At 33.3% G+C, this 25,528-nt stretch carries 30 protein-coding genes; 21 read left to right on the plus strand and 9 right to left on the minus strand.

Features of this window, described 5'->3' with window-relative positions:
* The first annotated feature begins 2 nt into the window (after positions 1–2).
* Genes PEPCATONIAE_RS07045 through PEPCATONIAE_RS07060 form a run of 4 tightly spaced genes read left to right on the plus strand, consistent with a single transcriptional unit; the run spans position 3 to position 2,095 of the window.
* Positions 3–308, plus strand: a complete 306-nt coding sequence (locus tag PEPCATONIAE_RS07045; RefSeq protein ID WP_138160437.1) for an STAS domain-containing protein — start codon at positions 3–5, stop codon at positions 306–308.
* A gap of 1 nt (position 309) precedes the next feature.
* Complete coding sequence (locus tag PEPCATONIAE_RS07050) at positions 310–663, plus strand: ATP-binding protein (protein ID WP_138160438.1); 354 nt, start codon at positions 310–312, stop codon at positions 661–663.
* Position 664: 1 nt separating this feature from the next.
* Entirely contained in the window at positions 665–1,453 is a 789-nt protein-coding gene (locus PEPCATONIAE_RS07055; RefSeq protein WP_138160439.1) for a SigB/SigF/SigG family RNA polymerase sigma factor, read from the plus strand.
* Positions 1,454–2,095, plus strand: coding sequence for a transporter associated domain-containing protein (locus PEPCATONIAE_RS07060; RefSeq protein ID WP_138160440.1), 642 nt, complete (start codon positions 1,454–1,456; stop codon positions 2,093–2,095).
* An 85-nt stretch (positions 2,096–2,180) separates the two neighbouring features.
* Here PEPCATONIAE_RS07060 and PEPCATONIAE_RS07065 read toward each other — a convergent pair whose 3' ends face one another.
* The gene (locus tag PEPCATONIAE_RS07065; RefSeq protein WP_138160441.1) at positions 2,181–2,888 is read right to left on the minus strand and encodes a FadR/GntR family transcriptional regulator; all 708 of its coding nucleotides are present in this window, start codon (positions 2,886–2,888) and stop codon (positions 2,181–2,183) included.
* A gap of 216 nt (positions 2,889–3,104) precedes the next feature.
* Between PEPCATONIAE_RS07065 and panB the strand changes: the two genes are divergently transcribed.
* The 4 genes from panB to PEPCATONIAE_RS07085 are packed head-to-tail and all read left to right on the plus strand — an operon-like array spanning position 3,105 to position 7,845.
* A complete protein-coding gene (gene panB / locus PEPCATONIAE_RS07070) occupies positions 3,105–3,947 on the plus strand; it encodes a 3-methyl-2-oxobutanoate hydroxymethyltransferase (RefSeq protein ID WP_218975529.1) in 843 nt (280 codons plus the stop codon).
* Positions 3,948–3,966: 19 nt separating this feature from the next.
* A complete protein-coding gene (locus PEPCATONIAE_RS07075; protein ID WP_138160442.1) occupies positions 3,967–5,013 on the plus strand; it encodes a TAXI family TRAP transporter solute-binding subunit in 1,047 nt (348 codons plus the stop codon).
* Positions 5,014–5,023: 10 nt separating this feature from the next.
* A complete protein-coding gene (locus PEPCATONIAE_RS07080) occupies positions 5,024–6,907 on the plus strand; it encodes a TRAP transporter permease (protein WP_138160443.1) in 1,884 nt (627 codons plus the stop codon).
* Positions 6,904–7,845 (plus strand): D-2-hydroxyacid dehydrogenase, encoded by a 942-nt coding sequence (locus PEPCATONIAE_RS07085; protein ID WP_138160444.1) that lies wholly within the window; start codon positions 6,904–6,906, stop codon positions 7,843–7,845. Before PEPCATONIAE_RS07080 ends, PEPCATONIAE_RS07085 begins: the two co-directional genes overlap by 4 nt.
* Positions 7,846–8,019: 174 nt before the next feature.
* Here the strand turns inward: PEPCATONIAE_RS07085 and PEPCATONIAE_RS07090 are convergent, their stop codons facing one another.
* From PEPCATONIAE_RS07090 to PEPCATONIAE_RS07100, 3 genes are read right to left on the minus strand one after another with little or no spacing between them, the layout of a single operon-like run.
* Positions 8,020–8,847 (minus strand): DUF975 family protein, encoded by an 828-nt coding sequence (locus PEPCATONIAE_RS07090; RefSeq protein ID WP_138160445.1) that lies wholly within the window; start codon positions 8,845–8,847, stop codon positions 8,020–8,022.
* A gap of 7 nt (positions 8,848–8,854) precedes the next feature.
* Positions 8,855–9,421 carry a chromate transporter gene (locus PEPCATONIAE_RS07095; RefSeq protein WP_246060453.1) on the minus strand — a complete coding sequence of 189 codons (567 nt, stop codon included), beginning with the start codon at positions 9,419–9,421 and terminating at the stop codon, positions 8,855–8,857.
* Entirely contained in the window at positions 9,411–9,977 is a 567-nt protein-coding gene (locus PEPCATONIAE_RS07100) for a chromate transporter (RefSeq protein ID WP_138160446.1), read from the minus strand. The genes PEPCATONIAE_RS07095 and PEPCATONIAE_RS07100 overlap by 11 nt, the downstream gene beginning before the upstream one ends.
* A 191-nt stretch (positions 9,978–10,168) precedes the next feature.
* Between PEPCATONIAE_RS07100 and proC the strand changes: the two genes are divergently transcribed.
* Genes proC through PEPCATONIAE_RS07125 form a run of 5 tightly spaced genes read left to right on the plus strand, consistent with a single transcriptional unit; the run spans position 10,169 to position 14,074 of the window.
* Entirely contained in the window at positions 10,169–10,951 is a 783-nt protein-coding gene (gene proC, locus PEPCATONIAE_RS07105; RefSeq protein WP_138160447.1) for a pyrroline-5-carboxylate reductase, read from the plus strand.
* A gap of 11 nt (positions 10,952–10,962) precedes the next feature.
* Positions 10,963–11,547 (plus strand): DJ-1 family glyoxalase III, encoded by a 585-nt coding sequence (locus PEPCATONIAE_RS07110; RefSeq protein WP_138160448.1) that lies wholly within the window; start codon positions 10,963–10,965, stop codon positions 11,545–11,547.
* Positions 11,547–12,512, plus strand: coding sequence for a P1 family peptidase (locus PEPCATONIAE_RS07115; RefSeq protein WP_138160449.1), 966 nt, complete (start codon positions 11,547–11,549; stop codon positions 12,510–12,512). Before PEPCATONIAE_RS07110 ends, PEPCATONIAE_RS07115 begins: the two co-directional genes overlap by 1 nt.
* A 52-nt stretch (positions 12,513–12,564) precedes the next feature.
* On the plus strand, positions 12,565–13,320 hold the full coding sequence (locus PEPCATONIAE_RS07120) for an ECF transporter S component (protein ID WP_138160450.1): 756 nt from the start codon (positions 12,565–12,567) through the stop codon (positions 13,318–13,320).
* Positions 13,304–14,074 carry a type III pantothenate kinase gene (locus PEPCATONIAE_RS07125; RefSeq protein WP_138160451.1) on the plus strand — a complete coding sequence of 257 codons (771 nt, stop codon included), beginning with the start codon at positions 13,304–13,306 and terminating at the stop codon, positions 14,072–14,074. The genes PEPCATONIAE_RS07120 and PEPCATONIAE_RS07125 overlap by 17 nt, the downstream gene beginning before the upstream one ends.
* A gap of 115 nt (positions 14,075–14,189) precedes the next feature.
* On the opposite strand, the gene PEPCATONIAE_RS07130 is transcribed toward PEPCATONIAE_RS07125, so the two are convergent.
* Positions 14,190–15,302 carry a DUF3048 domain-containing protein gene (locus tag PEPCATONIAE_RS07130; protein ID WP_138160452.1) on the minus strand — a complete coding sequence of 371 codons (1,113 nt, stop codon included), beginning with the start codon at positions 15,300–15,302 and terminating at the stop codon, positions 14,190–14,192.
* Between the two features lie 126 nt (positions 15,303–15,428).
* Here PEPCATONIAE_RS07130 and PEPCATONIAE_RS07135 point away from each other — a divergent pair, with 126 nt between their 5' ends.
* The 6 genes from PEPCATONIAE_RS07135 to PEPCATONIAE_RS07160 are packed head-to-tail and all read left to right on the plus strand — an operon-like array spanning position 15,429 to position 20,871.
* Positions 15,429–16,811 (plus strand): MATE family efflux transporter, encoded by a 1,383-nt coding sequence (locus tag PEPCATONIAE_RS07135; RefSeq protein WP_138160453.1) that lies wholly within the window; start codon positions 15,429–15,431, stop codon positions 16,809–16,811.
* A gap of 38 nt (positions 16,812–16,849) precedes the next feature.
* The gene (locus tag PEPCATONIAE_RS07140; RefSeq protein WP_138160454.1) at positions 16,850–17,452 is read left to right on the plus strand and encodes a GNAT family N-acetyltransferase; all 603 of its coding nucleotides are present in this window, start codon (positions 16,850–16,852) and stop codon (positions 17,450–17,452) included.
* Positions 17,428–18,429: a DnaD domain protein gene (locus tag PEPCATONIAE_RS07145; protein ID WP_138160455.1), complete on the plus strand. Its 1,002-nt coding sequence runs from the start codon at positions 17,428–17,430 to the stop codon at positions 18,427–18,429. The genes PEPCATONIAE_RS07140 and PEPCATONIAE_RS07145 overlap by 25 nt, the downstream gene beginning before the upstream one ends.
* A gap of 4 nt (positions 18,430–18,433) precedes the next feature.
* Positions 18,434–19,405, plus strand: coding sequence for an ATP-binding protein (locus tag PEPCATONIAE_RS07150; RefSeq protein WP_138160456.1), 972 nt, complete (start codon positions 18,434–18,436; stop codon positions 19,403–19,405).
* 9 nt (positions 19,406–19,414) lie between these two features.
* Positions 19,415–20,611 (plus strand): pyridoxal phosphate-dependent aminotransferase, encoded by a 1,197-nt coding sequence (locus PEPCATONIAE_RS07155; protein ID WP_138160457.1) that lies wholly within the window; start codon positions 19,415–19,417, stop codon positions 20,609–20,611.
* The gene (locus PEPCATONIAE_RS07160; RefSeq protein WP_138160458.1) at positions 20,608–20,871 is read left to right on the plus strand and encodes a hypothetical protein; all 264 of its coding nucleotides are present in this window, start codon (positions 20,608–20,610) and stop codon (positions 20,869–20,871) included. The genes PEPCATONIAE_RS07155 and PEPCATONIAE_RS07160 overlap by 4 nt, the downstream gene beginning before the upstream one ends.
* A gap of 48 nt (positions 20,872–20,919) precedes the next feature.
* On the opposite strand, the gene PEPCATONIAE_RS07165 is transcribed toward PEPCATONIAE_RS07160, so the two are convergent.
* A complete protein-coding gene (locus PEPCATONIAE_RS07165; protein ID WP_138160459.1) occupies positions 20,920–22,092 on the minus strand; it encodes a carboxylate--amine ligase in 1,173 nt (390 codons plus the stop codon).
* Between the two features lie 113 nt (positions 22,093–22,205).
* Between PEPCATONIAE_RS07165 and tpx the strand changes: the two genes are divergently transcribed.
* Positions 22,206–22,706 carry a thiol peroxidase gene (gene tpx / locus PEPCATONIAE_RS07170; RefSeq protein WP_138160460.1) on the plus strand — a complete coding sequence of 167 codons (501 nt, stop codon included), beginning with the start codon at positions 22,206–22,208 and terminating at the stop codon, positions 22,704–22,706.
* Positions 22,706–23,182, plus strand: a complete 477-nt coding sequence (gene rlmH, locus PEPCATONIAE_RS07175) for a 23S rRNA (pseudouridine(1915)-N(3))-methyltransferase RlmH (protein ID WP_138160461.1) — start codon at positions 22,706–22,708, stop codon at positions 23,180–23,182. The genes tpx and rlmH overlap by 1 nt, the downstream gene beginning before the upstream one ends.
* 69 nt (positions 23,183–23,251) lie before the next feature.
* Here rlmH and PEPCATONIAE_RS07180 read toward each other — a convergent pair whose 3' ends face one another.
* The 3 genes from PEPCATONIAE_RS07180 to PEPCATONIAE_RS07190 form a co-directional block, all read right to left on the minus strand.
* Complete coding sequence (locus PEPCATONIAE_RS07180; RefSeq protein ID WP_138160462.1) at positions 23,252–24,427, minus strand: cation:proton antiporter; 1,176 nt, start codon at positions 24,425–24,427, stop codon at positions 23,252–23,254.
* On the minus strand, positions 24,427–24,762 hold the full coding sequence (locus PEPCATONIAE_RS07185; protein ID WP_138160463.1) for a hypothetical protein: 336 nt from the start codon (positions 24,760–24,762) through the stop codon (positions 24,427–24,429). The genes PEPCATONIAE_RS07180 and PEPCATONIAE_RS07185 overlap by 1 nt, the downstream gene beginning before the upstream one ends.
* Before the next feature lie 70 nt (positions 24,763–24,832).
* Positions 24,833–25,432 (minus strand): DUF4230 domain-containing protein, encoded by a 600-nt coding sequence (locus PEPCATONIAE_RS07190; protein ID WP_138160464.1) that lies wholly within the window; start codon positions 25,430–25,432, stop codon positions 24,833–24,835.
* Positions 25,433–25,528 lie beyond the last annotated feature (96 nt).

Here is a 25,528-nt window from a genome sequence, read left to right on the forward strand (position 1 = left end):
AAATGTTTGAAATAGAATATAAGGATGAAAAAGAGCTTATAATATATCCTAAAGGGGAACTTGATGTTTACACAACAGAAGAATTTAAAAATCAAGCAATAGACATATATAACAAAGACAAAAAAGATATACTCATTGACGGAAAAGACTTGGAATATATAGACTCTACAGGACTTGGCACCTTTATGTATATTTTAAATCAAATAGAAAAAGACGGGAAGAAATTATCATTTATAAATATAAAGCCCGTAATAAGAAAGCTTTTCACTATAACAAAGCTTGATGATATATTTGAGATGAGGGACTGATATGGAAAAAATAAATTTAAAAATTCCTTCAAAGGCTAAATATTTCAGCTCAGTAAGACTATTTTTATCAGGACTTTTAGCAAATATGGACTTTGATATAGAAACAGTTGAAGATTTAAAAATTGCAATTAGTGAGTGTTTAAACATAGCTTTAAAATTAGATTGCAAAGAAACAATCGACATAATTTTTGAAATATCCGAAACTAAAATAAAAATAGAAATAGGAGAAATTTGCAGAGAAGATATAGAAAAAATAGAAGAGCTTTCACTATCTCTTACAATTTTAGAATGTTTGGTAGATGAAAGCAAAGTAGAAAACAATCACCTTCTTCTTACAGCAAATAGGAAAAAATAAGATGAACGTTCAAGAATATTATAAGTTGGATAGAAAACTTACCAAAGAAGAACGCAAAGAACTTTTTAAAAAATACGAAGAAACAAAAGACCAGGAAATAAGAGATATTTTAATAAAGGAACACCTTTATATAGCTGAAATTTTATCAAAGAAATATGCAGGCAGAGGAATAGACTATGACGATATATATCAAGTTGCATCAATAGGACTTATCTATGCAATAGAAAGATATGATTTGTCCAAGGGATATGAATTCTCATCCTTTGCAACACCTACAATAATAGGAGAAATAAAAAAATATTTCAGAGATAAAGGTTGGACAATAAGAGTGCCAAGAAGAATACAAGACCTTTCAAAAAAAATAAACACTGCAAGGACACAGCTTTCACAAGAATACCAAAAAACTCCTACAGTAAAAGATATAGCAGAGTATTTAAACACAAGCCCTGAAGAAATACTTGAAACCATAGAAGCAAGTAAAGTTTATTCTCCCCAATCCCTAGATGTAATTTATGATCTAAGCGGAGAAGATAAGGAAATAAACCTTGGAGATTTAATAGGAGTAGACGAAAAATATTTTGAAAAAATAGAGCTTAAAGACTTTCTGGAAAAATCCATGGTCAACCTTAATGAAGTAGAAAAAACTATTCTTATAGAAAGATACTTTAACAGGAGCACACAAATATCAATAGCTAAAAAACTTGATATATCCCAAATGACAGTATCAAGAATAGAAAAAATAGTATTAAACAAAATGAGAAAAGAAATGAAAAAATCTTTGGAGGTTTAAATGAATAGAAAAAAATTTATGCTATATTTAAGCAAACTGATTTATCTATTTGAAATTCTTATTTCACTAATGCTGATAATAGGAATTTTAATCTCTATTCCTGATATTATTAAGTACTATATAAAAATTTTACAAAACGATGTAAAAGTAAGTGGAGCACTGTTTTCCGACTTTTTGTCCCACGTTCTTATGCTGGTAATAGCCATGGAGTTTATTATGCTTATGGTGGCACAAACAGATACAACTATAGTCCACCTTATAACCTTGGTAATTGCCAGAAAAATGCTGATAAAATCAGATGAAATGTCAGATATACTTCTTGGAGTAATATCAATAACAATACTATTTATAACAAGAAAATTTTTATCAAAATCCCAAGGAGGAGTCGAAAGTTTAGCTTTAGGAGAAGACGTTATATTTTCCGCCGTCTCGAGAATAAAAGAAATAAATATGCAGTACAACTATAAAATAGACCCTAAAGGATGCGAAACCATAGGAGGCCTTGTAGTTAAACTTCTCGAAGAAAATGGAGAAGAAATAGAAGAAAATAAAATGATTGAGGACGAAAATTATATTTATGAAGTATATAAATATAACAACGGCCTTATAGAAGAAGTATCAATTACAAACAAAAATACCTAATAAAAAAAGAAGCCCATCGGCTTCTTTTTTATACATCTAATAATTTTTTAAGAATAAGTGTACTTAATAATCTATAAAAAATTTATTATTTCTGACCCATATTTTTAAATTCATCAAAAGCTTTAAGAGTAGCTTCAATGAAAAACAAGTGATCTCCCATTGCTTTCTCAGATCTTTCATAATCAGATTGTTCAATTCCGCTTATAATTTCAAAATATTCTTTTCTAATATTTTCCAAACGTCCGGGATATTTTATTAAAGGGCTTCTAATTTCCCCAATCAATCCAATTAAAAATTCTAAAACAAGTTCAAAAAAAACATTATGAGTTGATTTTGCAATCGTCATATGGAATTTATAATCTATATCAGGATAATCCGCGTCACTTTTCATTATTTGATCGTACAAATCCCATAAAATTTTTAAATCTTCATTAGTTTTATTTATACAAGCATATTTAATATTATTAAATTCAATTAATTTTCTAAATGTTATGTAATCATATATAATATTTTCTTTTTTTATCTCATCCTTATTTATAAGCATAAGTAACGATTTAATTGAATTATAATCTTTTTGAACTATTTTTCTGTTACCGTCACTGGAAATAACTCCTAGAAATTCAAGAATAGAAAAAGCTTCCCTTAAACTGCTTCTGCTTACATTTAATTGTTTAGCCAAGTCTCTTTCAGAATCTAAAATTTCTCCTACTTTCATTTCCCCTTCTTTTAAAGAGTTAACAAATTCAGTTAATATAAGGTCGGTTATTTTAGGTTGTTGTTTTATTTCCTTCACTTTTACAGCCCCTTTAATTAAAAATAAGTAAAGATTTATAATAAACTTTACTTAAGTCAAACTTTTAACAATACACTTACATTATATACTTTTTTTAGATTTAATGACAACGATTTACAGATTTATTATAAAAAAATAAATATTTAATAAATAGTGGTTGATGGTCAGACCAAACTGTGTTATAGTTATATCAAACTAAAAAATAAGGAGAGGATTATGAAAAGGGAAAAGGTAACCATTAAATACATAATGGAGAAAAAAGCAAAAGGAGAAAAGTTGTCAAGGACTGCATTATATGATTATCCAATGGCACGTTTTGCAGAAGAAGCTGGAATAGAAATCATTAATATGGGTGACTCTATTGCCAATATTACTTTTGGACATGAATCTACTGTTAAGGCTGATTTAGACATAATGATAGAGCATGCAAAAGCAGTAAGAAAAGGCGCGCCTTCAATATTTATTATGGGAGATATGCCCTTTATGAGTTATCAGGCTTCCATTGAGGATGCAATAAGAAATGCAGGAAGATATATTAGAGAAGCTGATATGGATTGCGTAAAGGTTGAGGGCGGTATGGAAATCGTTCCCGTAATTGAAGCTTTAACAAAAGCAGGAATACCAACTATAGGACATACAGGCTTAACACCTCAAAGTGCAATAATGCTTGGGGGATTTAAGACACAAGCAAAAAGTGCTGAAGCTGCACTTAAGTTAATTGAGGTAGTGGAAGCTTTTGAAAAAGCCGGAGCAATAGCTGTACTTGTTGAAGCAGTGCCTAGAGAAGTTGCTGAAATTATATATGATAGAATTACAGTACCTTTTTTGGGAACAGGTTGTGGAGATTGTTCAGACAGTCCAATGATTAACTTTTATGATTTACTGGGTTTCTTCGAAAAAAATCCTAAATTTGTAAAAAAATATGCAAATTTAAGAGAAGACATAATAAATGCTGCAAAACATTTTGTAGATGATGTAAAAACTGGAGAATATCCGAAAGATGAACACTCTTATCACATGAGTGAAGAAGAATTAAAAAAATTAAAGGAAATGTTGTAAAACAAAAGGAGGTTTAATTATGAAAAAATCTAAAATTTCCGCTATACTACTTGTAATTTTATCACTTAGTATGATTTTAACATCTTGTGGAAATAAAAATAGTAGCTCTGGAGAAACAACAGAAGAAAATAAAACATCAAGCTCAGGAGAAGTTAAAAATATAACATGGGGTTCTGCAAGTTTAGGAGGATCTGCTCAAATGATGGTAACTGCAATTGGTACAGTTGTTCAAGAAAAAGATCCAAGTTTACACATTACCGTACAATCTACAGGAGGATCCGCAGAAAATCCAAGACTTTTAAGAAATGGAAGCATCGATATAGGGCACACTACAGAAGCTTACAATGCCTATGTTGGTGAAGGAATCTTTGAAGGCGAAGGACCGATTGAAGATTTAATGGTTGTATTAAAAACATACGGAGTAGAAGCTCTTGTACTCACATTAGAAGATAGTCCTATTAAGTCAATGAATGATTTAGTAGGCAAAAAGGTTTGTATAGGTCCTCCAGGATCCGGAATAGCGCAAATGGCACAAGCAATTCTTGAAGCATATGACATAACAGATAAAGTTACAATTTTAAATTTGGGTCACAATGAATCTGTAGATAGCTTAAAAGAAGGATCAATAGATGTATTGTTTTCATTTACAACAGGAGGAATGCCTGCTTCATATTTACAACAATTAGATTCCACATCAAAAATAAAGGCTATACCTTTAGATATGAATGTTTTACAAAAAGCCTTTGATAAATATAAAGACTATGCAGGAGAAACAATACCTGAAGGAGCAATTTCTTGCCTGGATAAACCTTACGAAACATTAGCTTCCTATGGTATACAAGTAACAAGAAAAAGTCTAACTGAAGATGAAGTTTATTCAATAGTTAAAAATACTTATGAAAATATTCCTGAATTGGAAAACTATATAAAATTGGCAAGTGCATTAAATATAAAAACAGTTTTAAAGGGAGTTCCTAAAGAATTAAAAATTCACCCCGGTGCAGCAAAGTATTTTAAAGAGCAAGGAGTGTGGGATGATTCTTATACAATAGGCGAACTGGATTAATGGTGATGATATGGAGAAAGTAGAAAATAATAAAATTCAAAATAAATTATTTTTAATAATTGCAGTTCTAATGTCTTTATATCACATTAGTTATGCTGTTCGACCTATATTTTCACCTACGGAAAATCAGGCACTTCATTTGTTTTTTTGTCTAGTACTTATATATATAGGTAGATATAAAAAGCAAGGTATAAAGAAATATATTGATTATGGGCTAGCTTTATTGTCTGCTTTTTCTACATTATATATAATGTTTCATTTTGAAAGATTAGTTAATGCAGCTGGAAATTCTACGAAGATGGACATAATAGTTGGACTAATACTTTTAATAGTTCTTATTGAAGCCACTAGACGTGCTTTTGGAGCTATATTGACAGGATTACTTGTTTTAAGTTTATTGTATGCAAGGTATGGTTTTGTTTTTACAGGTCCACTTAACTTTTTTAATCATAGCGGTTATGTATGGGCAAGATTAATTCCTTCAGTTACAGTTAACTTAGCTGGAATATTCGGGACAGTTCTGGAAGTATCTGCAACTTATATTGTATTATTTATGATATTTGGAGGACTTCTTGAGGTAAGTGGAGCCGGAGAGTTTTTTATAAATCTTGCTTTAGCTTTGGGAGGCAGGTCAAGATCAGGACCTGCCCAAGCTGCAGTAATAAGTAGTGGTTTAGTAGGCTCAATTAACGGTAGTGCAGTTGCCAATGTTGCAACGACAGGTGTATTTACAATTCCTATGATGAAGGATAGAGGATATCCAGCTCCTTTTGCAGGAGCCGTAGAAAGTGTTGCCTCTACTGGAGGTATGATTATGCCACCTGTAATGGGTGCGGCGGCTTTTGTAATGAGTGGTATAACAGGAATTCCATATGCACAAATAGCTATAGCAGCTTTAGTTCCTGCACTTTTATATTATTTCACTACAAGTTGTACAGTTCACCTTAGAGCTTTAAAAATTGGTTTAAAACCATTACCTGAAGATGAAATTCCTAATTTGAAAAAAGTTTTAAAGGATGGATGGTATTTTATACTACCTCTAATTACAATAATGATATTTATGTTTAAAGGGTATTCAGCTCTAAAGGCTGGGTTTTATGGAATATGTATATTATTACTTGTAGTTATAGTAGGAAATACAAAGAAAGATAAGACATATTTATTAAGTAAAGAGTTTAGAAAATTTATTTTTGATGGTCTTGTAGTTGGTGCAGAAAGTTCTATTTCTGTAGGTGCAGCTTGTGCAGCTATGGGTGTGGTATCTCAAACCTTTATAATGACAGGATTAGCCTTAAAAATAGTATTTTTTATAAAAAGATTTGCAGGAAATACTCCTTTTATAGGATTGGTTTTAACCATGATAATATCTATATTTTTTGGAATGGGAGTACCTACAACTGCATCATATATATTGGTTGCTGTGTTAGGAGCACCTGTTTTAGTTGAACTTGGTTATCCTTTGCTATCTGTGCACCTATTTATTTACTACTATGCTATATTAGCTAATATAACTCCACCGGTAGCATCTGCTGCATTAGTAGGCTCAAGAATAGCTTTCTCAGATTATTATGAAACATCTATACAAGCGGTTAAATTGGGACTTACAGGGTTTATTCTTCCGTTTATATTCATATATCATACAGAATTACTCTTACAGGGAAATTTCATTGATATATTTAAAGTGGTATTCTCTTGTGTATTAGGATTATTATCCATGTCGATATTTTTTGAAGGTTGGTTTATGAGAGGACTTTCAACAATAGAAAGGATCTTGTATGGGGTAGCCTTTATATTGTTGGTTTATCCTGAATTTTACACAGATATTGCAGGTTATATATTATTTGTAGTTTTATTTATACTGCAAAAAAAGAACATAAAAAAGGAGATAATATGAAGGCATTAGTTATAGATAAGGTATCTGAAAAAATACCTGCGGGTTTATCTGATTTAGGTTTTGATGTTACAATTAAAATTTTACCTACAAAAGATCAGCTAAAAAAAATAATAAAGGATTTTGATTTGCTTGTTATGAGAGTGGATCCTTTTATAGATAAAGAAATTTTAGATGCTGCAGAAAATTTAAAATTAATTGCTGTATCTTCTGTAGGTACAAATCATATTAATTTGGAATATGCTAAAGAAAAGGGAATTGATGTTAGAAATTCACCAGGCCTTAATTCAAATGCAGTTGCTGAGTTAACAATAGGAAAAATTTTTGAATTATACAGATTCTTAATAGAGGCAAACAATGAAGTAAAATATAAAAATAATTGGAATAAGTATAAGTGGGCAGGCAAGGAACTTAAAGGAGATACTCTAGGAATAATAGGCTTCGGCAAAATTGGAAAAAGAGTTGCAAAGCTTGCAAAGGCTTTGGAAATGAATGTTATTGCAAATGATATTATATACGAACCTGGAGAAATAGTTGATGGCATTAAGATTGTCGATATTGATGAAATACTTTCCGATTCTGATGTTATAAGTTTGCACTTACCTATTACAGATAAAAGTAAGCATCTTATTTCAAAAAAAGAAATAGAAAAAATGAAAGATGGTGTTTTCATAATAAATAATGCTCGTGGCGGAATAGTTAATGAAGAGGATTTGTATTTTTATCTTAAAAACAAAAAAGTAGCAGGTTATGGCTTAGATTGTTTGGAAGCAGAACTTGCAGGAGGAGGATTGCAAACGGAGGATGTTCATATGGAATCTGACTTGTTTGAATTAGATAATGTTTATGTAAGTCCTCATATAGGAGGAAACACTAAAGATGCTTTTGATGCAATAGCAGACCTTGTACTTAAAAATGTTAAAGAAGTTTTTAATTTATAGTTTAAAAAATTTATTTGATTTAGATTTTATCGAAAGAAAACCTTCTTACTTTAAGAACCTTTTGAACACAAATTAGTGCTCATAAGGTTCTTTTAAATAGAAGCAGTTATTGTATTATATAATAAAAAACCACCGACCTAATCGGTGGATATAAATTTATTTAACTGATTATCTTTATTTGTCAAAGTCGCTTGATCCCATGTTATCCTGCATATCTTGGAAAGCCTTCTTTTTTACTATATATAGTGAAGCTCTTGTTGCTTCCATATAAGGGTTTAATAATATAAAGCCTAGATTAAATGTAAGTGCTGATAAAAAAGCCCAACCTATAAAGGAAAATTCTAAAATAAATATATTAAACTTATCGTCTTTAGTAAGCTCTTTGCTTAAATTTATTGCATCCTCAAGGCTCATGTCGGGATTTTCAGCAAAGATATATTCTACAAAGTAATATTCATAGCCTTTTATTATCCCGGGAATTACAAGAAGCAAACTCCAGAGAACAATATAAATGTTTTTAAGAACGATTTTGCCTGAAATTTTAAGGCTCTTCCCTTCTGCAAAGGGACTTATCAGGTATTTTATATTTGAATCGTACTTATAGCCTTTTATAAAGTATTTATTAAGCCCCACTTTAAGAGGACCTAAGACAAAAATATTTACAAGTAATGATATAAGGGAGAGGACAAAAAACATCTGGTCACTTACAACTAGCTTTTGTTCTGTAAAAGGGGATTTGGACATCCAAAAGCCATCGCCGAAAATATTCTTTGAATAGATAAAGGGACCTTTAAATACTTGTATATTATACTCTCTTCCTTCCTCCTGTCTGTATTCCTTCTTAAATTCATCCATAGTATAGACTCTCATGTTGTCAAAGGAATTGTCTGATCCGAATAGAGATGATAATAGATAAAAGATTAGGCAGACTACAATTGCATCTTTTAAATATCTTCTTAAAAATTCTTTTGCATTATCTTTTAAAAATTTTCTAGTCCACATAACTACCTCACATTAAAAATTTCATTGATATATTAATTACAAGTCCAAGTACGGCTCCACAAAAAACCATTTTAAAAAGGCTGTATTTTTTAAGATACATATATATTCCAAGGGCAAAGCAAATAGCTGCTGATATATTAAAGCTTGTAAAGCCTTGAGGAAATATACTTGCCTTAAAGAGTTTAATGGCACTTATAAAGATAAGGGACACTATCCCTGCCTTTATACCATTTAAAATCCAATCCAAAACTTTAAATTTCTTGCCCTTAGAAAAGAGAAAGTAGCCAAGAATCATCATAAGGATAAGCTGGGGAGTAACAAAGCCAAGAGTTGCCACAACAGAACCTAAAAATCCCATTACCTTTTGACCTACAAAGGTCGCGGAGTTTATAGCTATAGGTCCGGGAGTCATTTGAGATATGGAAACTAAATCTCTAAATTCCAGCATGGTGATCCAGCTATTTTCTTCTACTATGTATTTTTCTATTAAGGGAATGGAAGCGTAGCCTCCACCGAAGGCAAGAATGCCGATTTTTGCAAAGATAAGATAAAGATCCAAAAGTTTAGTCATCATTACCGGACCTCCTATCTGCTAAGCCGAATACCAGTATACCTACTGCTGCACAAAATACTATTAAATACGCAGTTTTAACCTTTAAAAAATATCCCAGGACAAATATAAGTGCAACCATTATAAGAGTAAAGCCCGGATATTTCCTATAGGAATTTTTGCCCATATTATAAACTGTAAGAAGAAGTGCTGCCGTAACCATGCCGCTTATTCCGTCAAAGGCTGATCTGACAAAGAAGTTTTCTTTAAATTCATTGTAAAAAATCGAAACTAAGGACAAAATAATTAAACAGGGCAAGCTTGATGCCACAAGGGCCACTATTCCGCCAATAGGACCTTTGAGTCTATAGCCGGTAAGAATTGATGTTGATATTGCCATAGCTCCGGGTCCTCCTTGGGCCAGGGCCAAGATATCAAGCATTTCTTCTTCAGAGAGAAGTTTAAGCTCGTCAACAAAGACGTCTTTAACTACAGTTACTATAGTGTAGCCGCCTCCAAAGGTAACGGAGTTTATTTTAAAAAACGTAATAAACAAATCTTTCATAGTAAACTTACTCATTTAATCACCTGCTTCATTATAATATAATATCAAAATAAAAGAAACTTAACAGAAATTTCGGGTAAATATTTTGAATAAGAAAAGTATAAACTTCTATTTAAAGGCTAGCTTTAGGGGGATACAAGCTTTCATATTATTAATTTACTTTAAAAAAGCGTATCTTTGTGTAATAATATTATCAGGAGGTATTCATGGATAAAATAGGAATAATTGGGATAGGCAACATGGGAGGAGCTATAGCAAAGGCTCTTTGCGAAGAAAAAAAGAACCTTATTATCTATAACAGAACAGAGTCCGATATGGATGGATTTAAGGGTATAGATAATGTAACAATAGCAAAATCCAATGTGGATTTGGTAAAACAGGCCAAGTATATAATAATAGCGGTAAAGCCTGTAGTATGTCCAACAGTTGCTAAGGAAATAAAAGACTATCTGACTGATGAAAGTGTAGTTATATCTATTGCGGCAAGTTACACTTTAGAGAAAATGGAAAGACTTTTCCCCGGCAGAAAGATTGTTATCGGTATGCCAAATATGCCGGCTATAGTTATGGAAGCCATGAGTGCAATTTGTCCAAATGATAGACTTAATGAAAATGAACTTAAAGATGTAATAGAAATATTTAGCTCTTTTGGTGAAGTAACAGAACTTGATGAAGATAAATTTGCAGCCTTTACGGCAGTTTGCGGTTCTCTTCCGGCATACATATATATGTTTATAGAAGCTGCGGCAGATGCTGCTGTATTAAACGGAATGAACAGGAAAGATAGCTATAGGTTTATTGCTCAGACCGTGCTTGGTTCCTCTAAGCTTATTCTAGAAGGAAAAGAACATCCCGCAAAGCTAAAGGATGATGTTACATCACCAAGCGGCACTACAATTGAGGGACTTAAGGTACTTGAAGCCCACGGTTTCAGGTCCGGAATTATAGAGGCTCTTAACGAGGCTGCTAAGAAGTATAGGGAAATGTGAAAGGAGTTACCATGAAGGATCTATTAATTTTTTTAGCTGACGGTTTTGAAGATATTGAGGCCTTAACTATCAGCGATTATTTAAGACGTGCAGATTTAACTGTGGATCTGGTAAGTATTAATGAGGGTAGAATGGTTGAGTCCGCTCATGGAGTTAAAATTGAAGCAGATCTTAGCTTTTCTGAAATAATTTTTGAAGACTATAGGGCAATATATATTCCTGGAGGACTTCCTGGAGCAACAAATCTTGCAGATGACAACAGAGTTATAGAATCCGTTGAAATGTATAGTCAAGAGGATAAGCTGGTAGCGGCAATTTGTGCAGGACCTGTTGTCCTTGACAGGGCAAAGCTTCTAAAAGATAATGAATTTACCTGTTTTCCGGGATATGAAGGAAATCTTAGCGTAAAGGGGAGAAAGGATCTTCCTATTTATGAAGCTGATAACATTGTTACAGCAATGGGACCTTCCTTTGCACAAGTTCTTGCCTTTAGACTTATAGAAATACTAAAGGACGAAGAAAGTGCCCAAAAGGTAAAGGAAGGAACTTTATTTACAAATCTTGTAGATTTTATAAAAAAGGGACAAATAAAATAATGTATAAGGGATATTTAACAGATATTGAAGGTATAAAATTAGGGCATTGCGAAGACAGCAATGCCCTTACAGGTGTAAGTGCCGTTATTTGTGAAGAAGGAGCGGTTTGTGGAGTTGACGTAAGAGGATCGGCCCCGGGGACAAGAGAAACAGATCTTTTAAAATCTGAAAATCTTGTTGAAAAGGTCCACGGTTTAATATTAGCAGGTGGATCAGCCTACGGACTTGATGCGGCATCAGGTGTAATGAAATTTCTTGAAGAAAAAGATATAGGCATGGATGTTACAGTTTGCAAGGTACCTATAGTTGTAGGAGCGGTACTTTTTGATTTAGCCCTGGGAGACCCTTTTGTAAGGCCGGACTTTAATATGGGATATAAGGCTGCTCAAAATGCTTCAGACCATGATAAGACTATGGGATGCTTGGGAGCAGGAACCGGAGCCAGCGTTGGAAAAATTTTGGGAAATGATTACGCCATTAAGTCAGGTATAGGTCAAGCTTCAATTCAAATTGGATCTTTAAGAGTTGCGGCGATAACAGCCCTTAATGCCTTTGGAGATATTTATGATTATGAGGAGTCAAAGCTTATAGCGGCTCCCTATGACAAAAAAGAAAAGAAATTTTTAAATACTATGGAAATTTATGAAAAGAAGACAGCTGACTACAATGCCTTTAACAAATCTACCAACACCACTATATCAATAGTTGCAACTAATGCTAAACTTAATAAGCCCGGCTGCAATAAGGTGGCTCAAATGGCACATGACGGATATGCAAGGAGTATAGTGCCTGTTCACACCATGTTTGACGGAGATACGATTTTTGCCCTGGCAACAGGACAGGTTGATGCGGATATATCCTTTGTAGGAGCTCTTGGAGCAAAAGTTATTTCAAGGGCAATAGCAAATGCAATTTATTCTTCCAAATCTATAGGTGGACTTATAGCCTATAGTGATGTAGAATAGTAGAGGTTTAAAAATTGAAGGGTATCTATATGAACCCTATCAGGAGGTAAAAATGAAAAATTTAAGAAACCGAAAGTTAGTTGTTGCATCAATGCTTGGAGCAATTACAATAGCACTTGGATTGACTCCGCTGGGATTCATACCCCTTGGCATAATAAATGCGACTACAATGCACATTCCTGTAATAATTGCAGGAATTTTAGAAGGACCTGTAGTAGGTATGGCTGTAGGACTTATATTTGGATTGTCCAGTCTATTTAATGCAGTTACAAAACCTACACCTATGTCAATTGTATTTTATAATCCATTGATTTCGATCTTACCTAGAGTGCTTATAGGACTCACTTCCTATTATGCATATTCCTGGGCGAAAAAACTTGGATTTTTAAATTCCAAAAAAGTCGCTTTTGGACTTTGGGGAGCAATTGTATTAGGACTAAGCTATCTTTTATACAAGAATATAAAAACTGGAGCAACTTCCCTGGTAATAGCCCTAAATGTAGTTCTAATAATAGTGTCCCTTGCTATGATTTACCTACTTAACAGAAGCGGTTCAAATTTAGAGGTAACAGTGGGGGCTTTTATAGGATCCATGACCAATACCATTTTGGTAATGGGAGGTATTTATTTTCTATATGCTGCTGAGTATATGAAAATTTTAAAGAGACCTATTGGAGATGCCGGAGCAGCAGTACTTGGAGTAGTAGTTACATCAGGTATTCCCGAGGCAATAATAAGTGTAATAATAGCTACATCAGTTGTAAATGCTGTTAGACTGAGCAGGAGAGAAAATGCTACTAACAATTAGTATTAGAAACAGAGATATCTGTTTTGGAGTTTTTGACGGGGAAAAATTGCTTAACAATTACAAAATTAAAAGCGATGTTTACAAATCTCCTGAAGAAATTTATGTTCTTATGAAAATCTTAATAGGAGAAGATATAAGTTTAAAAAATGTAAAAAACCTTATAATTTCTTCAGTTGTGCCTGAACTTACAGACACCTTTAAGATAATAGGAAACCAATATTTTAAAATTAAACCTATTATAATAGGAGCAGGTGTAAAAACCGGCATAAATATAAAATATGAAAACCCTAAGGAGCTTGGATCAGATAGAATAGTAGATGCAGTTGCAGCCTCTGTAATTTATAAGGGACCTGCTATAGTTGTAAGTCTTGGAGATATTATAACCTTCGATGTAATAGGTGGTAAAAACGACTATTTGGGGGGGCTTATCTTTCCGGGTATAGGTCTTGCAAAGTACGCCTTGGCAAACTTCAGTGCCAAGCTTCCTCAGGTCGAAGCTTTAAAACCTCAAAAGCTTATAGGAAACAGCACTGTTAAAGCAATTCAATCAGGTTTGTACTATTCCTATGTCAATCTCTTTGATGGAAACATAAAAATGCTTTGCAAGGAGCTTGGACTTGAACCTAAGGATGTCAAAATAATAGTAACTGGCAAATATGCAGAATTTCTAACAGATCTTAGCAGCTATGATTTAATAATAAATGATAATCTAAGCCTGGAGGGTTTAAGAATTTTGTATGAAATGAATAAATAAAACCTTACTTCTATAATCCTTAACCGTGGATAGGAAGTTAAAGACTTTATTATTAAAATAATAAAATCTCCTCTTAATTGAGGAGATTTTTTATATATCTAAATTTATTATAATACTACTTGTTATTGGAGCTTACATTCTCTTTTTCTGCTTCTAAACTAGCCTCACTATCTTCAGGAAGCACACTTACAAGGTCCTTTGAGTCTATTGTTTCTATAAAGGTAAGACCCGGAGCTAGAATAAGCTTTTCTCCTGACATAGTTGTAAAAACCATGTCTGATGTCTCGCTTTCCTTGGACCATTTAATATCCATAAGCTTCCCCTTTGAAATAAACATTCCCTCTCCCTGGCCTATATTGTAAATGGTTAGGGTTCCATTAGGTCCTGTAACCTTTGAATCGGCAAAGACCACTATTATATTTTCTGCATAAATATCTTCTCCGGTATCCTCATCAATAATATTTTCATCATTTCTAAGGGCAAGGTAGGATTTTTTGTCCTGATTATATTCAAAGGAAGTTTTATAATTGGGAAAAAAGCTAAGATTAAGACTTGTGGCATCTTTTTCTTTTGACTGAGCCATTAATTTTTCAAGATTTTCACTTTGGTCAAAGACAAACTTAGGCTTTAGGCTTTCTGAATTTATATATTCAAGGTCTTTTGCTCTTTCATATAAAAGATTATAGGAGGTGTAACCGTCGTGGGGTCTTTTTTTATTTACTTCCTTATTTCTATAGAAGGTGGAGCCTTCATAGATAATGGCGTCTATATCTTTAACATCATCTGAAGATATTTGAGCATAACCCGCCTCTGATCCTCCCCAGTGAACGTATATTGCCTTGTATTCGGCTGCAGTATTTACAAAATATGGTCTTGCAGATCTTACGGGACCTATAACCTCAGGCTTGTTTTTTTGAAAAAGTCCTAAAAATCTTGTATATTCTCCTTCAACCTTATATTCGTAAATAAGGTCTGCAGATGCAAGCCCTGACTGAGGGGTTGCCTTTGGATGATTATCAAACATTATAGCAAAGACAGGTTCAGTTGATATGTCTTCTTGTGTTTTTGTTCCATTAAGGGGAGAAAAGTATTCTTTAGGCTCCTCTTTTTTTATTGGAAGAGACTTATTTTCACTGCCCTCATTTAATTCTGATATTTCTCTTTGAGCTGAGCAGGCTGTTAATATAAAAATAAAAGCTGTAATTATTAAGTAAAAAGGTTTTTTCATTTCTATCTCCAATCAATTTATTTGTTTTATTATAAGCTATAAAAATTCAACTGTAACTATTATAATAGTATTATTGCTTCTTTGCTATGATATAATAAATAGAAGAACAGAAGGAAGGCGATATAGTTGAAGTTTAATTTAAAAAAATTAAAAAATAAAGACAATATTAATTTAACTGAGGGATCAATTCTTTCCGGAATTATATATTTTGCCATTCCTATTCTTTTAACCAACTTTTTGCAACAGGGCTATAATACTGCAGACCTTATGATTATAGGTAAGTTTGCAGGTAAAAACCCTATGGCAGCTGTCGGCGCAACAGGCTCCATATCAAATCTTTTAATAGGCTTGTTTTTAGGTCTTACTACAGGCGCATCAGTTATTGTTTCTCAGTTTTATGGGGCAAATGACAGACAAAGGCTTCACGATTCAGTACATAATGCCTTTGCCATTGCCATAAGCGGGGGGATTTTGCTTTCTATTATAGGAATTATATCTGCTCCCAAGCTGCTTGAAATGTTAAATACACCTGATGAAATACTTCCTGATGCCATAGTCTATATGAGGATATTTTTTTTAGGGATAACTCCTCTTTTAGTCTATAATATGGGAGCTGCAATACTAAGGTCAGTAGGAGATTCTAAAAGACCTTTTAACTTTCTTTGCGTATCAGCTGTAATTAATGTAACCTTGGACTTTGTTTTTGTTGCTTGGTTTAAAATGTCTGTTATAGGAGCAGGCACTGCTACCCTTATAGCTCAAATAGCTGCGGCATTTTTAGTTACCTACAGCTTAATGAAGTCTGAAAGAAATTTTAAATTGATTTTAAAGGAAATTAATTTTTATAAAAGCACTTTTTCAAAAATTGTTAAAATCGGAGTACCTACAGGGATACAAAGTTCATTAATATCCCTTTCCAACGTTCTTATACAATCTAAGGTAAATCTTTTTGGGGCAAGTACCATGGCGGGCTTTGCCGCTCAGGAGAAAATTGACGGCTTTATTTTTATGTCGCTAAATGCTATAGCCCTTGCTTCAACAACTTATGCAGGGCAAAATATAGGAGCGAGAAAATTTGAAAGACTAAAAGAAGGCATAAAAATGTCCATGCTGGTATCAGTAGTTGTCTGCCTAAGCTTGTCTATTTTAGGTAGGATTTTTATCCACGATTTAATGGGAATCTTCTCTAATGATGAAGAGGTAATAGAGGTTGGAGTTAAGGGCTTCAGATACCTTTCAACAGCCTATTTTATCTTCGGTATGAGTGAGGTTTTCGGGGCCTATGTAAGAGGAGCGGGCTATGCAGTTCCTCCTATGGTAATGTCCATGATAGGTATGTGTGTACTTAGAATTATTTGGGTCTATGTAAGCTTGTCCATGTATTTTAAAATAGAAATGATATTTATATCCTATCCTCTGTCCTGGTGTATTACCTTTGTACTAAATGGACTTTATTACAAGTTCGGAAGCTGGAGAAAATCTGTGGAAAAACTTGAGTATCAGCAATAAAGAGACATTTAAGTCTCTTTGTTTTTTAAGGTGATGGTATGATTTACAGCAAAAGATTAAGCTACAGGCTAATGAGCCCTGAGGATGTAAATGCCTTTAAAAATTGGGGTAGGCATAAGAGTAGTCTTTATGACGATTACAATTTTTATGAAGAAAGTCCTGAGGAGATACTTAACTGGTACAGCTGGAAAACTGCAAGGGGCAAGTACTTTACAGTTTTCTTAAAGGGAGATCCAATAGGATACATAAGTTTTAAAAACATAAGAAGACTTACAGGAAGTTCAGTTTTGGGACTGGTATTTAACCCGGACCTTATAGGCAAAGCCTATGGGGAAGAGACCCTGGTAACTATGCTTGATAATTATTTTAATAAGTGGAGATTTAAAAAAATTTACCTAAGAGTTGCAACTTATAATAAAAGGGCCTTGGCACTTTATAAAAAATTAGGATTTTCCAAGTATGCTTCTTTTATGCAATCCTATCCAAATGATGAACCGGATCCCTATGATCCTGAGTATTTGGAAAACAAGGAGAGCTTTTTTAAAATTTTCGGAAAAACATTTTTTTATGGAGATAAAATGATTTTAGATAAAGATACCTTTAATGAGGTGGTAAAATGTATTTCAAACTACAAAATTTAACAATGGATCTTGGGGACACACCTGTTGAAAATATATTTTTAAACGACTATATGCCTCAAGCTGACGGAAATTTTGTCAAAATTTATCTTCTAGGCTACAAATTCGCCAAGGAGTCAAGAGGTCTTAAGGCTTTTGATTTTGGAATAATAGCGGATCTTTTAGGACTTATAGAGTCGGATCTTCTAAGGGCGTGGGATTACTGGGAAAAGGCTGGAATTATAAAAAAAGAGTATAATGAAGACGGATCCTTCAATATAATTTTTTTAAATCTTAAACAATTATATATAGAGAATATTTATTCAGCCTCCAAGGAAGAAAAGGTTGCGGATAGAAATGAAATTTTAGATGACAAAAATATAGCCAATCTTCTTTCAGTTGCCGACTATTATATGAGAAGACCTTTAAGTATTGCTCAAAAGCAAAACATTGCAAGCTGGAGAGATACTTATAATATGCCTACTGATCTTATAGAAGAAGCCTTTTGGTATTCCACAGAAGTTATGAAAAAGGACTCTGTAGATTATGTGGAGGCTGTAGTGAGAAATTGGGCAAAGGATAATATAAGAAGTAAAGAGGACATAGAAAAATCCTACAAGGAATATGACGACAACCGCTACAGGCTTATGAAAGTAAAAAATAGAATAGGTCTTTCTTACAAGGGCTTTAATCAAGTAGATTTTGATAAGGTTAACTCATGGTTTAACGATTTGGGATTTAATATGGATATAGTTATGGCAGCCTGTGATAGGTGTATTAATACCAATAATCCAAATATAGGATATGTAGATTCAATTCTTAAAGATTGGAAAGAAAAGGGAATTACTGAGGTTGAGGATATAGACAAACTTGATAAGACAGCTAGAATACCTAAAACCAAATTCCACAACTTTAAGGAGCAGTCTGACAACTACTCTAAAGAAGACCTGGACGAGTTAGCTAAGAAGAAAAGAGATGCCTTTTTTAAGAAATTAAGGTGATTTAATGAAAGAAGTTTATAGAAAAATTGAAAAAGAATACGAAATGACCAGGGACTCTGAAAGGGATGCTTTGGAAGAGAGAAAAGCGGAGATTTATGAAAAGATCCCACAAATAAAAAAAATCGATGAACTAATAGTAAATCTTGCCCTATCAGGATCTAAGGAGCAGATAAAGGCACCTTCAAGTGAAAGCCTTTTAAAGATAAATCAAGATCTTTACGAACTTAGAGAAGAAAAATTAAAAATTTTGCAAAAATATGGTTATTCTAAAGATTATTTAGATATAAGGTATAAGTGTTTAGAGTGTAGGGATACGGGTTATCTTGAAAATGGACAAAAATGCGACTGTATGAAGGTAAAGTTAAGCAAAGAATTATATGAAATGAGTAATATTTCTTATATATTGGGCAAGGAAAACTTCGATACTTTTGACCTTGGAATTTTTTCCAGGGAAGTTAAAGAAAGTGAAGGTATATCCCCAAGAGAAAACATGGAGCTTATCCTAAAGGCGGTAAGGAAGTTTATTTACGGCTTTAATGAGAAAAATGACATGAATCTTCTTTTTTACGGTCCTACAGGACAGGGAAAAACCTTTTTGCTTAACTGTATAGCTAAGGAACTTATAGATAAAAATTTTGGTGTAATTTATCAAACTGCATTTAACTTACTAGATGTTATGGAGGATAGAAAATTCAGAAGAAGTGAAATAACGCAAGCTAAATACGACCTACTTTTTTCTTGCGATCTTTTAGCAATTGACGATTTAGGAATTGAGCTTGTAAATTCATTTTCGGCATCGGAGATATTTAATGTAGTAAATACCAGGATACTTAGAGGAAAGAAGACACTTATATCTACCAATCTTTCTCCGGACGAGCTTTCAAGGACCTATACTAATAGAGTTTTTTCAAGGGTTTATCAAAGATTTGTTCCTTTGAAGTTTTTCGGTGATGATTTGAGATTAAAAATTAACTAGAGGTGGAAGATGAATATTTCAACAAGAATACAAGAAGTGCCATATTCAGCAATAAGAATCTTAACATCTTATGCTGATGAGGCAATTAAAAGGGGAAAAAAGATATATCATTTAAATATAGGAGCACCGGATATAAGTGTGCCTGATGAGTTCTTTAAGGCTATATCGGAAATTAAGTCCCATGTTTTACCCTATGAATCATCTAAGGGGTATCCAGATTTAATTAAACAAATTTCCCTCTACTATAAATCCAAGAACATAGATATAGATCCTGAAGATATTGTAATAACTAATGGGGCAAGTGAAGCCTTAATCTTTGCTATAATGACAATTACAGATTTGGGAGATACTATACTTACATCAGATCCTTTTTACACCAATTACCTAACTGCATTTAGACAATGTGGAATTAAACCTAGAGTATTTGAAACATCTGTAGAAAACGGATACAGACTTCCTAGCTATGAAGATATAATTTCCAGGGTGGATAAAAGTACCAAGGCAATTTTACTTTCTAATCCTTCCAATCCTACCGGTGTGGTTTATAGCAAGGAAGAAGTTGAATTAATAGCAAGAATAGCTATAGAAAAAGATCTTTTTATAATTGCAGATGAAGTCTATAGAGAATTTGTATTTGATGGAAAAAAATTCCATTCTTTCGGAGAAGTTAAAGGAATTGAGGACAGACTTATATTAGTTGATTCAATTTCTAAAAGATTTGGGGCTTGTGGAGCAAGAATAGGTTCTCTTGCAACTAAAAACAAGGATCTTTATAAGGAGTTTGTAAAGCTTTGTTCAACAAGGCTTGCAGTATCTACAGTTGACCAAATAGGCGCAACTGAACTTTATAATGTAGATAAAAAATACTTTGAAGATGTAAATAAAGAATATAAAAGGAGAAGGGACTTAATTTGCAAAGAGCTTGAAGAAATTCACGATATAAAGGTATATAAACCTCAAGGAGCCTTTTATATAATGCCGGAAATTCCTGTAGATAATGCCTTTGACTTTTCCAAATGGTTATTGACAGATTTTTCCAAGGACAACAAAACAGTTATGCTTGCTCCCGGAGAAGGTTTTTATTATGGAAGCGACAAAGGAAAAAAACAAGTAAGAATTGCCTATGTTATAAATACTGAAGACCTTCATGATTCAATTTTAATTCTTAGAGAGGCTATTGACGAGTACAATAGAATAGAAAAATGAAAAAAGAAAACTTACAAAAAGTTCTTATAGCCATGGTAACAATTTTTGTTATCTTTCAGTTTTTAACAAGTAAAAATAAATTTAGTAAAGAGCTTGCCTTAAAATTTGAAATAATAAAATATGTATTATTTGCAGCTATTATTGTAATAAGTTTAATTTATGCAAAAAAAGAAAGCTCGTCACTTTTTTCCACTTTGATAAAAGTATATCTGCTTTTAATTCCCCTCTACGGACTCTTTAAGTTTAGAGGAGTAATATAAAATAATCCCCTTAAGGCTCATAGCTTAAGGGGATTTTTATCTTTTAAGTTATCTTTTAAATCTTTTTCCTATGGCCCAAAGGAAAAAATGTATTCCCGGCATAGGATCATCAAGGGCCCATGTTGATGAAACTTTTTTAAATCTATAATCTGAAATTATATCCTTAAGACTCATTTGACCTGTAGACAAATATTTTCTAATTGCAGAAAGATCTTCATATTTATACTTCCAATAAACCTCGTGATCTTCTTTAATTTCAGGTCCGGAAAAATCCTCGCCTATAGAGTCTAAAAAGTACATCATAGGCGTATTCATACCCATGTAGCATTGAAGCTCGGTAAAGTTTACAAATCTTACATTAACCTCAACGAGATAGATGTTTTTTGTTTTCTCATCACGTTTAAGCTCCACTTCGGCAAAGCCTCTATATCCTGTGGATTTAAAAAGGGGAACACATATGTCATAAAGCTCCGGTATATAAATTTGCTTGGCATAGGTGCTGGCACCGAAGTTAATAGGCCACTGCCTTATTTTGTGAGTGGTCATATAACTAACAACCTTTTGATTTTTATCCATGTAAACATCAAAGGAATAGCAGTTTGTTTCAGGACCCTTTATAATTCTTTGAACGAAAACTTCCTGAGAATCCCTTTTACACATTTCTATTTTTTCCTTAAGCTCTTCTTCATTTTTTATCATAAAGACCTTGGACCTGTATTTATTTACAAAAGGCATAGAGTCCTTAGGCTTAACTATACATGGATAACCGAGTTCCTCAGTAACCTTTTTATATAAGTTATCAGCATCCATGGGAATTATTTCGGGAGTTCTTATTCCTAGGGGCTTTGTAAATTCAAGTAGGGACTCCTTGTCCATAAGTTTTCTTAAAAGACCTTTTTTTTCATTGGGCCAAAGGTAATATTTCTTAAGGGAATCAAAATTGTCTTCCATAAATTCAACATAAAGGTCCGCTGTAGGGAAAAGCACAGGTTTTTCTTCCTGTTTTTTTGCATAATCTATGAGAAATTCCACTAATTTTTTTTCTTCCTTTTTATAATGAGGGCCGATTAATTTTTCTTTTACATATTTGGAGCAGCCGTAGTGATGGTTATCATAGTCTACAGTAGTTACACTTACACCGCTTCTACCTAAATTTCTCACTACTGAAAGACCTATGTAGTAGTTTGTACCAAGTACTACCGCCTTGTGTTTATATTCCATTGTTTTCACTCCTTTCGGGATATTATATCATTTTTTCATAGAAAAGTTATTTTTTATCATAAATGGATATTAATATTATGACGATATTACTAGTGATTAATGGAGGTATAATTATGAATATAAAGTTCGGTGGACAAGAAATGCATCTTGAAGGTAGTCATGTAAAGGTTGGAGATAAGGCACCTGAGTTTAAGGCGGTAAAAAATGACCTGTCAGAATTTAACTCAGAGGAGCATAAGGGTAAAATAAGAATTTATTCAGTAGTGCCGTCAATTGATACCGGGGTTTGCTCTCTTCAGACTAAAAGCTTTAACGAAGAAGCATCAAAGCTTGGGGATAATGTTTATATAATTACAATTTCCAATGACTTGCCCTTTGCTCAACAAAGATTTTGCGGAGCTGAAGGTATAGATAAGTCTATAATAGTTTCAGACTACAGGGATCATGAATTTGGGGAAAAGTACGGTTTTCTAATTAAGGAGCTTAAACTTTTAAGTCGTGGAGTTGTAATAGTTGATAAAGATGGCAAGGTTGCCTATGTGGAATATGTAAATGAGGTTACTCACGAGGTTGACTTTGAGGCAGCTCTTAATGCAGTTAAAGAGCTTGTTTAATGAATATAAATATAATAGGGGTAGGTAAGGTAAAGGAAGATTATATAAAAGAAGGGGTAAAGGAGTTTACCAAAAGGCTGTCCTCTCACGCCAAGGTGGAAATAATAGAAGTTCCCGACGAAGCTGCAGGGGAAAATTTATCTGAAAAGGATAAGCAGATAGTAATTGAAGCTGAGGGGGAAAGACTCAAAAGGCATATAAAATCAGGCTATACCATAGCCCTTGATATAAAAGGAAAAAAGCTTAGTTCTGAAGCTTTTGCAGAAAAGCTCAAGGATATAATGCTTGAAGGCAACTCCACCATTAATTTTCTAATAGGAGGATCTTTAGGTCTTAGTGAGGAAATTTTAAAGGAGGCCGATTTTAGACTTTCCTTTTCAGATATGACCTTTCCTCACCAGCTTATGAGACTGATACTTTTGGAACAGGTCTATAGATGCTTCAGAATAATAAATAACTATCCCTACCACAAATAAAAAATAACCGCTCAAGATCAATTAAAGCTTGGGCGGTTTTTTGATTAACTAATATTAATTTATAAGTGTTTAAGACTTTTTAACTATACAATCTGCCTGTGTAAGGGCAAACTTTGCAAGTAAGGGTCCGAAAAGCTCATAAACAATTGTAGCTCCCAAGATAACTGTCCTTATCATTGAACCATGAGGTTCGGGTATTTCTTGACTGGCTATTAAGCTTAGACCTATGGCAACACCCGCTTGTGGTACAAGGGTAAGTCCCAAATATCTTTGGACTTTTTTAGACATACCTGTAATTTTTGATGAAGAAAAGGCTCCAAGATACTTTCCTAAAACTCTTCCGAAGATATAGAAGACTCCTATAAGACCTACACTTTTAAGACCTGCAAGGTTTAAGTCTGCTCCTGAAAGTACAAAGAAACACATAAATATAGGTGGTGTTATTCTATCAACTATATCAAAGTATCTTCTTGGGCTTACAGATATATTTGAAATTAAAACACTGGCACTCATTAGGGTTAAAAGACCTGAGAGGCCGAGCATATCAGCAAGAGATGCCAACATAAAAACAGTTGCTATTATTAAGGACAAAAGCTCATTTTCAGTTTTAACCCTTTTGGCAACAAGGGAATATAAAAATCCTCCTACCAAACCTATAACAATTGAAAGAACAATATCTAAAATAGGTTCCACTAGCATGGAAGCCATACCCATATCTGAGCCTTTTAGCATATTAACCGCCAAAGAAGAACAGATACCGAAGGCTATAATACACACTGCGTCATCAAGGGCAACTACAGGCAGAAGCACATCTACCAGCTCTCCCTTGGCTCGATACTCTCTAATTACCATAAGAGTTGCAGCAGGTGCAGTGGCACAGGCTATACTTGCCAGGGTAATTGAAAAGGGGAAGTCCATTTTAAAGATAAAAAGACATCCCAACAAAACTACTACAAGGGCACCTAGGGCTTCAAAAACAGTTATAAGAGCAATTTTACTTCCAAGCTTTTTTAAAACTGAAAGCTTCATTTCAGCACCTATTGAAAAGGCTATAAAGCTTAAGGCAACATTACTTAAAATCTCAAGAGACTTTACACCGTCCTTAGGTATCAGATTTAAAACCGAAGGGCCTATAATTATTCCGGCAATTAAAAATCCCGTAACCTCGGGAAATTTAATCTTTGAAAAGAGGCGGGCAAAAATCATTCCGCCAAACAACAAAATCGCTATATAAAACATACTCATTACTTGGTCAATCCCTCTACATTGCTAATAGGGAAGTCAAACATTATCCCTACATTTTCTTTGTTTAAATTTCCAACTATCTTTCTTACACAGTCCTTTGCAATTTCAAGTTTTTTTTCATCAAGAATCAAAAACATGGTTTTATTATAAGGCCTGCCTCCACTAAGCATGGTACGAAGATAATTATAGCTTACACCTATGGAGTGCTCCACCATAGTTTGTCCCATGCCCTGGCTATCCAATATAGTGCCGCCTTTAATACCGTTTTTATCAAACTCAATTAAAAGTTCATCTATATGGGCATCACTGTTTAAAACTATAAATAACATATTCATAATTATTCCTCCCTTATTCGAGTATACTCTTTAAGAGTTTAAAGACAAGAAAAAATTTATTCTTTTTGTCTTAATTAAACTCTATTGTATAAGAGTCTTCTCCCGTATTATATATGGATAGGATTTCTTCAATGGCTTTTTGTGCAGCTTCTTTTGAATTTGCAAGAAGATTTTTTGACAGGGCCTTTTTCTCCATAAGGGCCTTTTGATCCTTATAGAAGCCTGAGTAGTCTTCAAGGTTAATAGGATTAAAAACAGAATTCTTTTCGTCAAAAATAGTAATTGAAGAATCATTTATTTCGTGAGAAAGAATCTTAGCATCAGGCATTTTGATTTTTATAATCTTTTTTTCCTTATCAAGACTTAAATCAAGCTTTGAAAGATCTACTCCCGCAGATATAATACCGTCATAGGATAAGATAAATTTCTTTTGAGTAAAGGGTATTTTAAAACCGTAAAATTCATTTTGATTTTCAAAGGACGCCATATTGGTGTAGTAGTATTTAGTAACGGTAAGTTCCTTTGAATCCTTAATTTGGTTGGTTAAAAGCTCCGATGTAATAACAGGCTCCTTGTCCAAGGCCCCCTGATTCTTTCCATAGAAGAAGGCACCGATAACAAGGGCTGATAAAATCAAACAAACTATTATTAAATTTTTAACTTTTTTCATACTATCTCCTTTTTTATAAACTGTCCTTTATTATAGGACAAAAAGAATTAATATGGCAAGCTATAAGAATATTTTAGCTTAAAAAAATTTCAGATT

The sequence above is a fragment of the Peptoniphilus catoniae genome (genome assembly GCF_901447155.2).
In the GTDB taxonomy this organism is placed as follows: Bacteria; Bacillota; Clostridia; order Tissierellales; family Peptoniphilaceae; genus Peptoniphilus_E; species Peptoniphilus_E catoniae.

Bases quoted from the DNA above. Each gene is read 5' to 3' on its own strand.
- PEPCATONIAE_RS07045 (WP_138160437.1), top strand. From the start codon at position 3: ATGTTTGAAATAGAATATAAGGATGAAAAAGAGCTTATAATATATCCT.
- PEPCATONIAE_RS07050 (WP_138160438.1), top strand. From the start codon at position 310: ATGGAAAAAATAAATTTAAAAATTCCTTCAAAGGCTAAATATTTCAGC.
- PEPCATONIAE_RS07055 (WP_138160439.1), top strand. From the start codon at position 665: ATGAACGTTCAAGAATATTATAAGTTGGATAGAAAACTTACCAAAGAA.
- PEPCATONIAE_RS07060 (WP_138160440.1), top strand. From the start codon at position 1,454: ATGAATAGAAAAAAATTTATGCTATATTTAAGCAAACTGATTTATCTA.
- panB (WP_218975529.1), top strand. From the start codon at position 3,105: ATGAAAAGGGAAAAGGTAACCATTAAATACATAATGGAGAAAAAAGCA.
- PEPCATONIAE_RS07075 (WP_138160442.1), top strand. From the start codon at position 3,967: ATGAAAAAATCTAAAATTTCCGCTATACTACTTGTAATTTTATCACTT.
- PEPCATONIAE_RS07080 (WP_138160443.1), top strand. From the start codon at position 5,024: ATGGAGAAAGTAGAAAATAATAAAATTCAAAATAAATTATTTTTAATA.
- PEPCATONIAE_RS07085 (WP_138160444.1), top strand. From the start codon at position 6,904: ATGAAGGCATTAGTTATAGATAAGGTATCTGAAAAAATACCTGCGGGT.
- PEPCATONIAE_RS07090 (WP_138160445.1), bottom strand. From the start codon at position 8,847: ATGTGGACTAGAAAATTTTTAAAAGATAATGCAAAAGAATTTTTAAGA.
- PEPCATONIAE_RS07095 (WP_246060453.1), bottom strand. From the start codon at position 9,421: ATGATGACTAAACTTTTGGATCTTTATCTTATCTTTGCAAAAATCGGC.
- PEPCATONIAE_RS07100 (WP_138160446.1), bottom strand. From the start codon at position 9,977: ATGAGTAAGTTTACTATGAAAGATTTGTTTATTACGTTTTTTAAAATA.
- proC (WP_138160447.1), top strand. From the start codon at position 10,169: ATGGATAAAATAGGAATAATTGGGATAGGCAACATGGGAGGAGCTATA.
- PEPCATONIAE_RS07110 (WP_138160448.1), top strand. From the start codon at position 10,963: ATGAAGGATCTATTAATTTTTTTAGCTGACGGTTTTGAAGATATTGAG.
- PEPCATONIAE_RS07115 (WP_138160449.1), top strand. From the start codon at position 11,547: ATGTATAAGGGATATTTAACAGATATTGAAGGTATAAAATTAGGGCAT.
- PEPCATONIAE_RS07120 (WP_138160450.1), top strand. From the start codon at position 12,565: ATGAAAAATTTAAGAAACCGAAAGTTAGTTGTTGCATCAATGCTTGGA.
- PEPCATONIAE_RS07125 (WP_138160451.1), top strand. From the start codon at position 13,304: ATGCTACTAACAATTAGTATTAGAAACAGAGATATCTGTTTTGGAGTT.
- PEPCATONIAE_RS07130 (WP_138160452.1), bottom strand. From the start codon at position 15,302: ATGAAAAAACCTTTTTACTTAATAATTACAGCTTTTATTTTTATATTA.
- PEPCATONIAE_RS07140 (WP_138160454.1), top strand. From the start codon at position 16,850: ATGATTTACAGCAAAAGATTAAGCTACAGGCTAATGAGCCCTGAGGAT.
- PEPCATONIAE_RS07145 (WP_138160455.1), top strand. From the start codon at position 17,428: ATGTATTTCAAACTACAAAATTTAACAATGGATCTTGGGGACACACCT.
- PEPCATONIAE_RS07150 (WP_138160456.1), top strand. From the start codon at position 18,434: ATGAAAGAAGTTTATAGAAAAATTGAAAAAGAATACGAAATGACCAGG.
- PEPCATONIAE_RS07155 (WP_138160457.1), top strand. From the start codon at position 19,415: ATGAATATTTCAACAAGAATACAAGAAGTGCCATATTCAGCAATAAGA.
- PEPCATONIAE_RS07160 (WP_138160458.1), top strand. From the start codon at position 20,608: ATGAAAAAAGAAAACTTACAAAAAGTTCTTATAGCCATGGTAACAATT.
- PEPCATONIAE_RS07165 (WP_138160459.1), bottom strand. From the start codon at position 22,092: ATGGAATATAAACACAAGGCGGTAGTACTTGGTACAAACTACTACATA.
- tpx (WP_138160460.1), top strand. From the start codon at position 22,206: ATGAATATAAAGTTCGGTGGACAAGAAATGCATCTTGAAGGTAGTCAT.
- rlmH (WP_138160461.1), top strand. From the start codon at position 22,706: ATGAATATAAATATAATAGGGGTAGGTAAGGTAAAGGAAGATTATATA.
- PEPCATONIAE_RS07180 (WP_138160462.1), bottom strand. From the start codon at position 24,427: ATGAGTATGTTTTATATAGCGATTTTGTTGTTTGGCGGAATGATTTTT.
- PEPCATONIAE_RS07185 (WP_138160463.1), bottom strand. From the start codon at position 24,762: ATGAATATGTTATTTATAGTTTTAAACAGTGATGCCCATATAGATGAA.
- PEPCATONIAE_RS07190 (WP_138160464.1), bottom strand. From the start codon at position 25,432: ATGAAAAAAGTTAAAAATTTAATAATAGTTTGTTTGATTTTATCAGCC.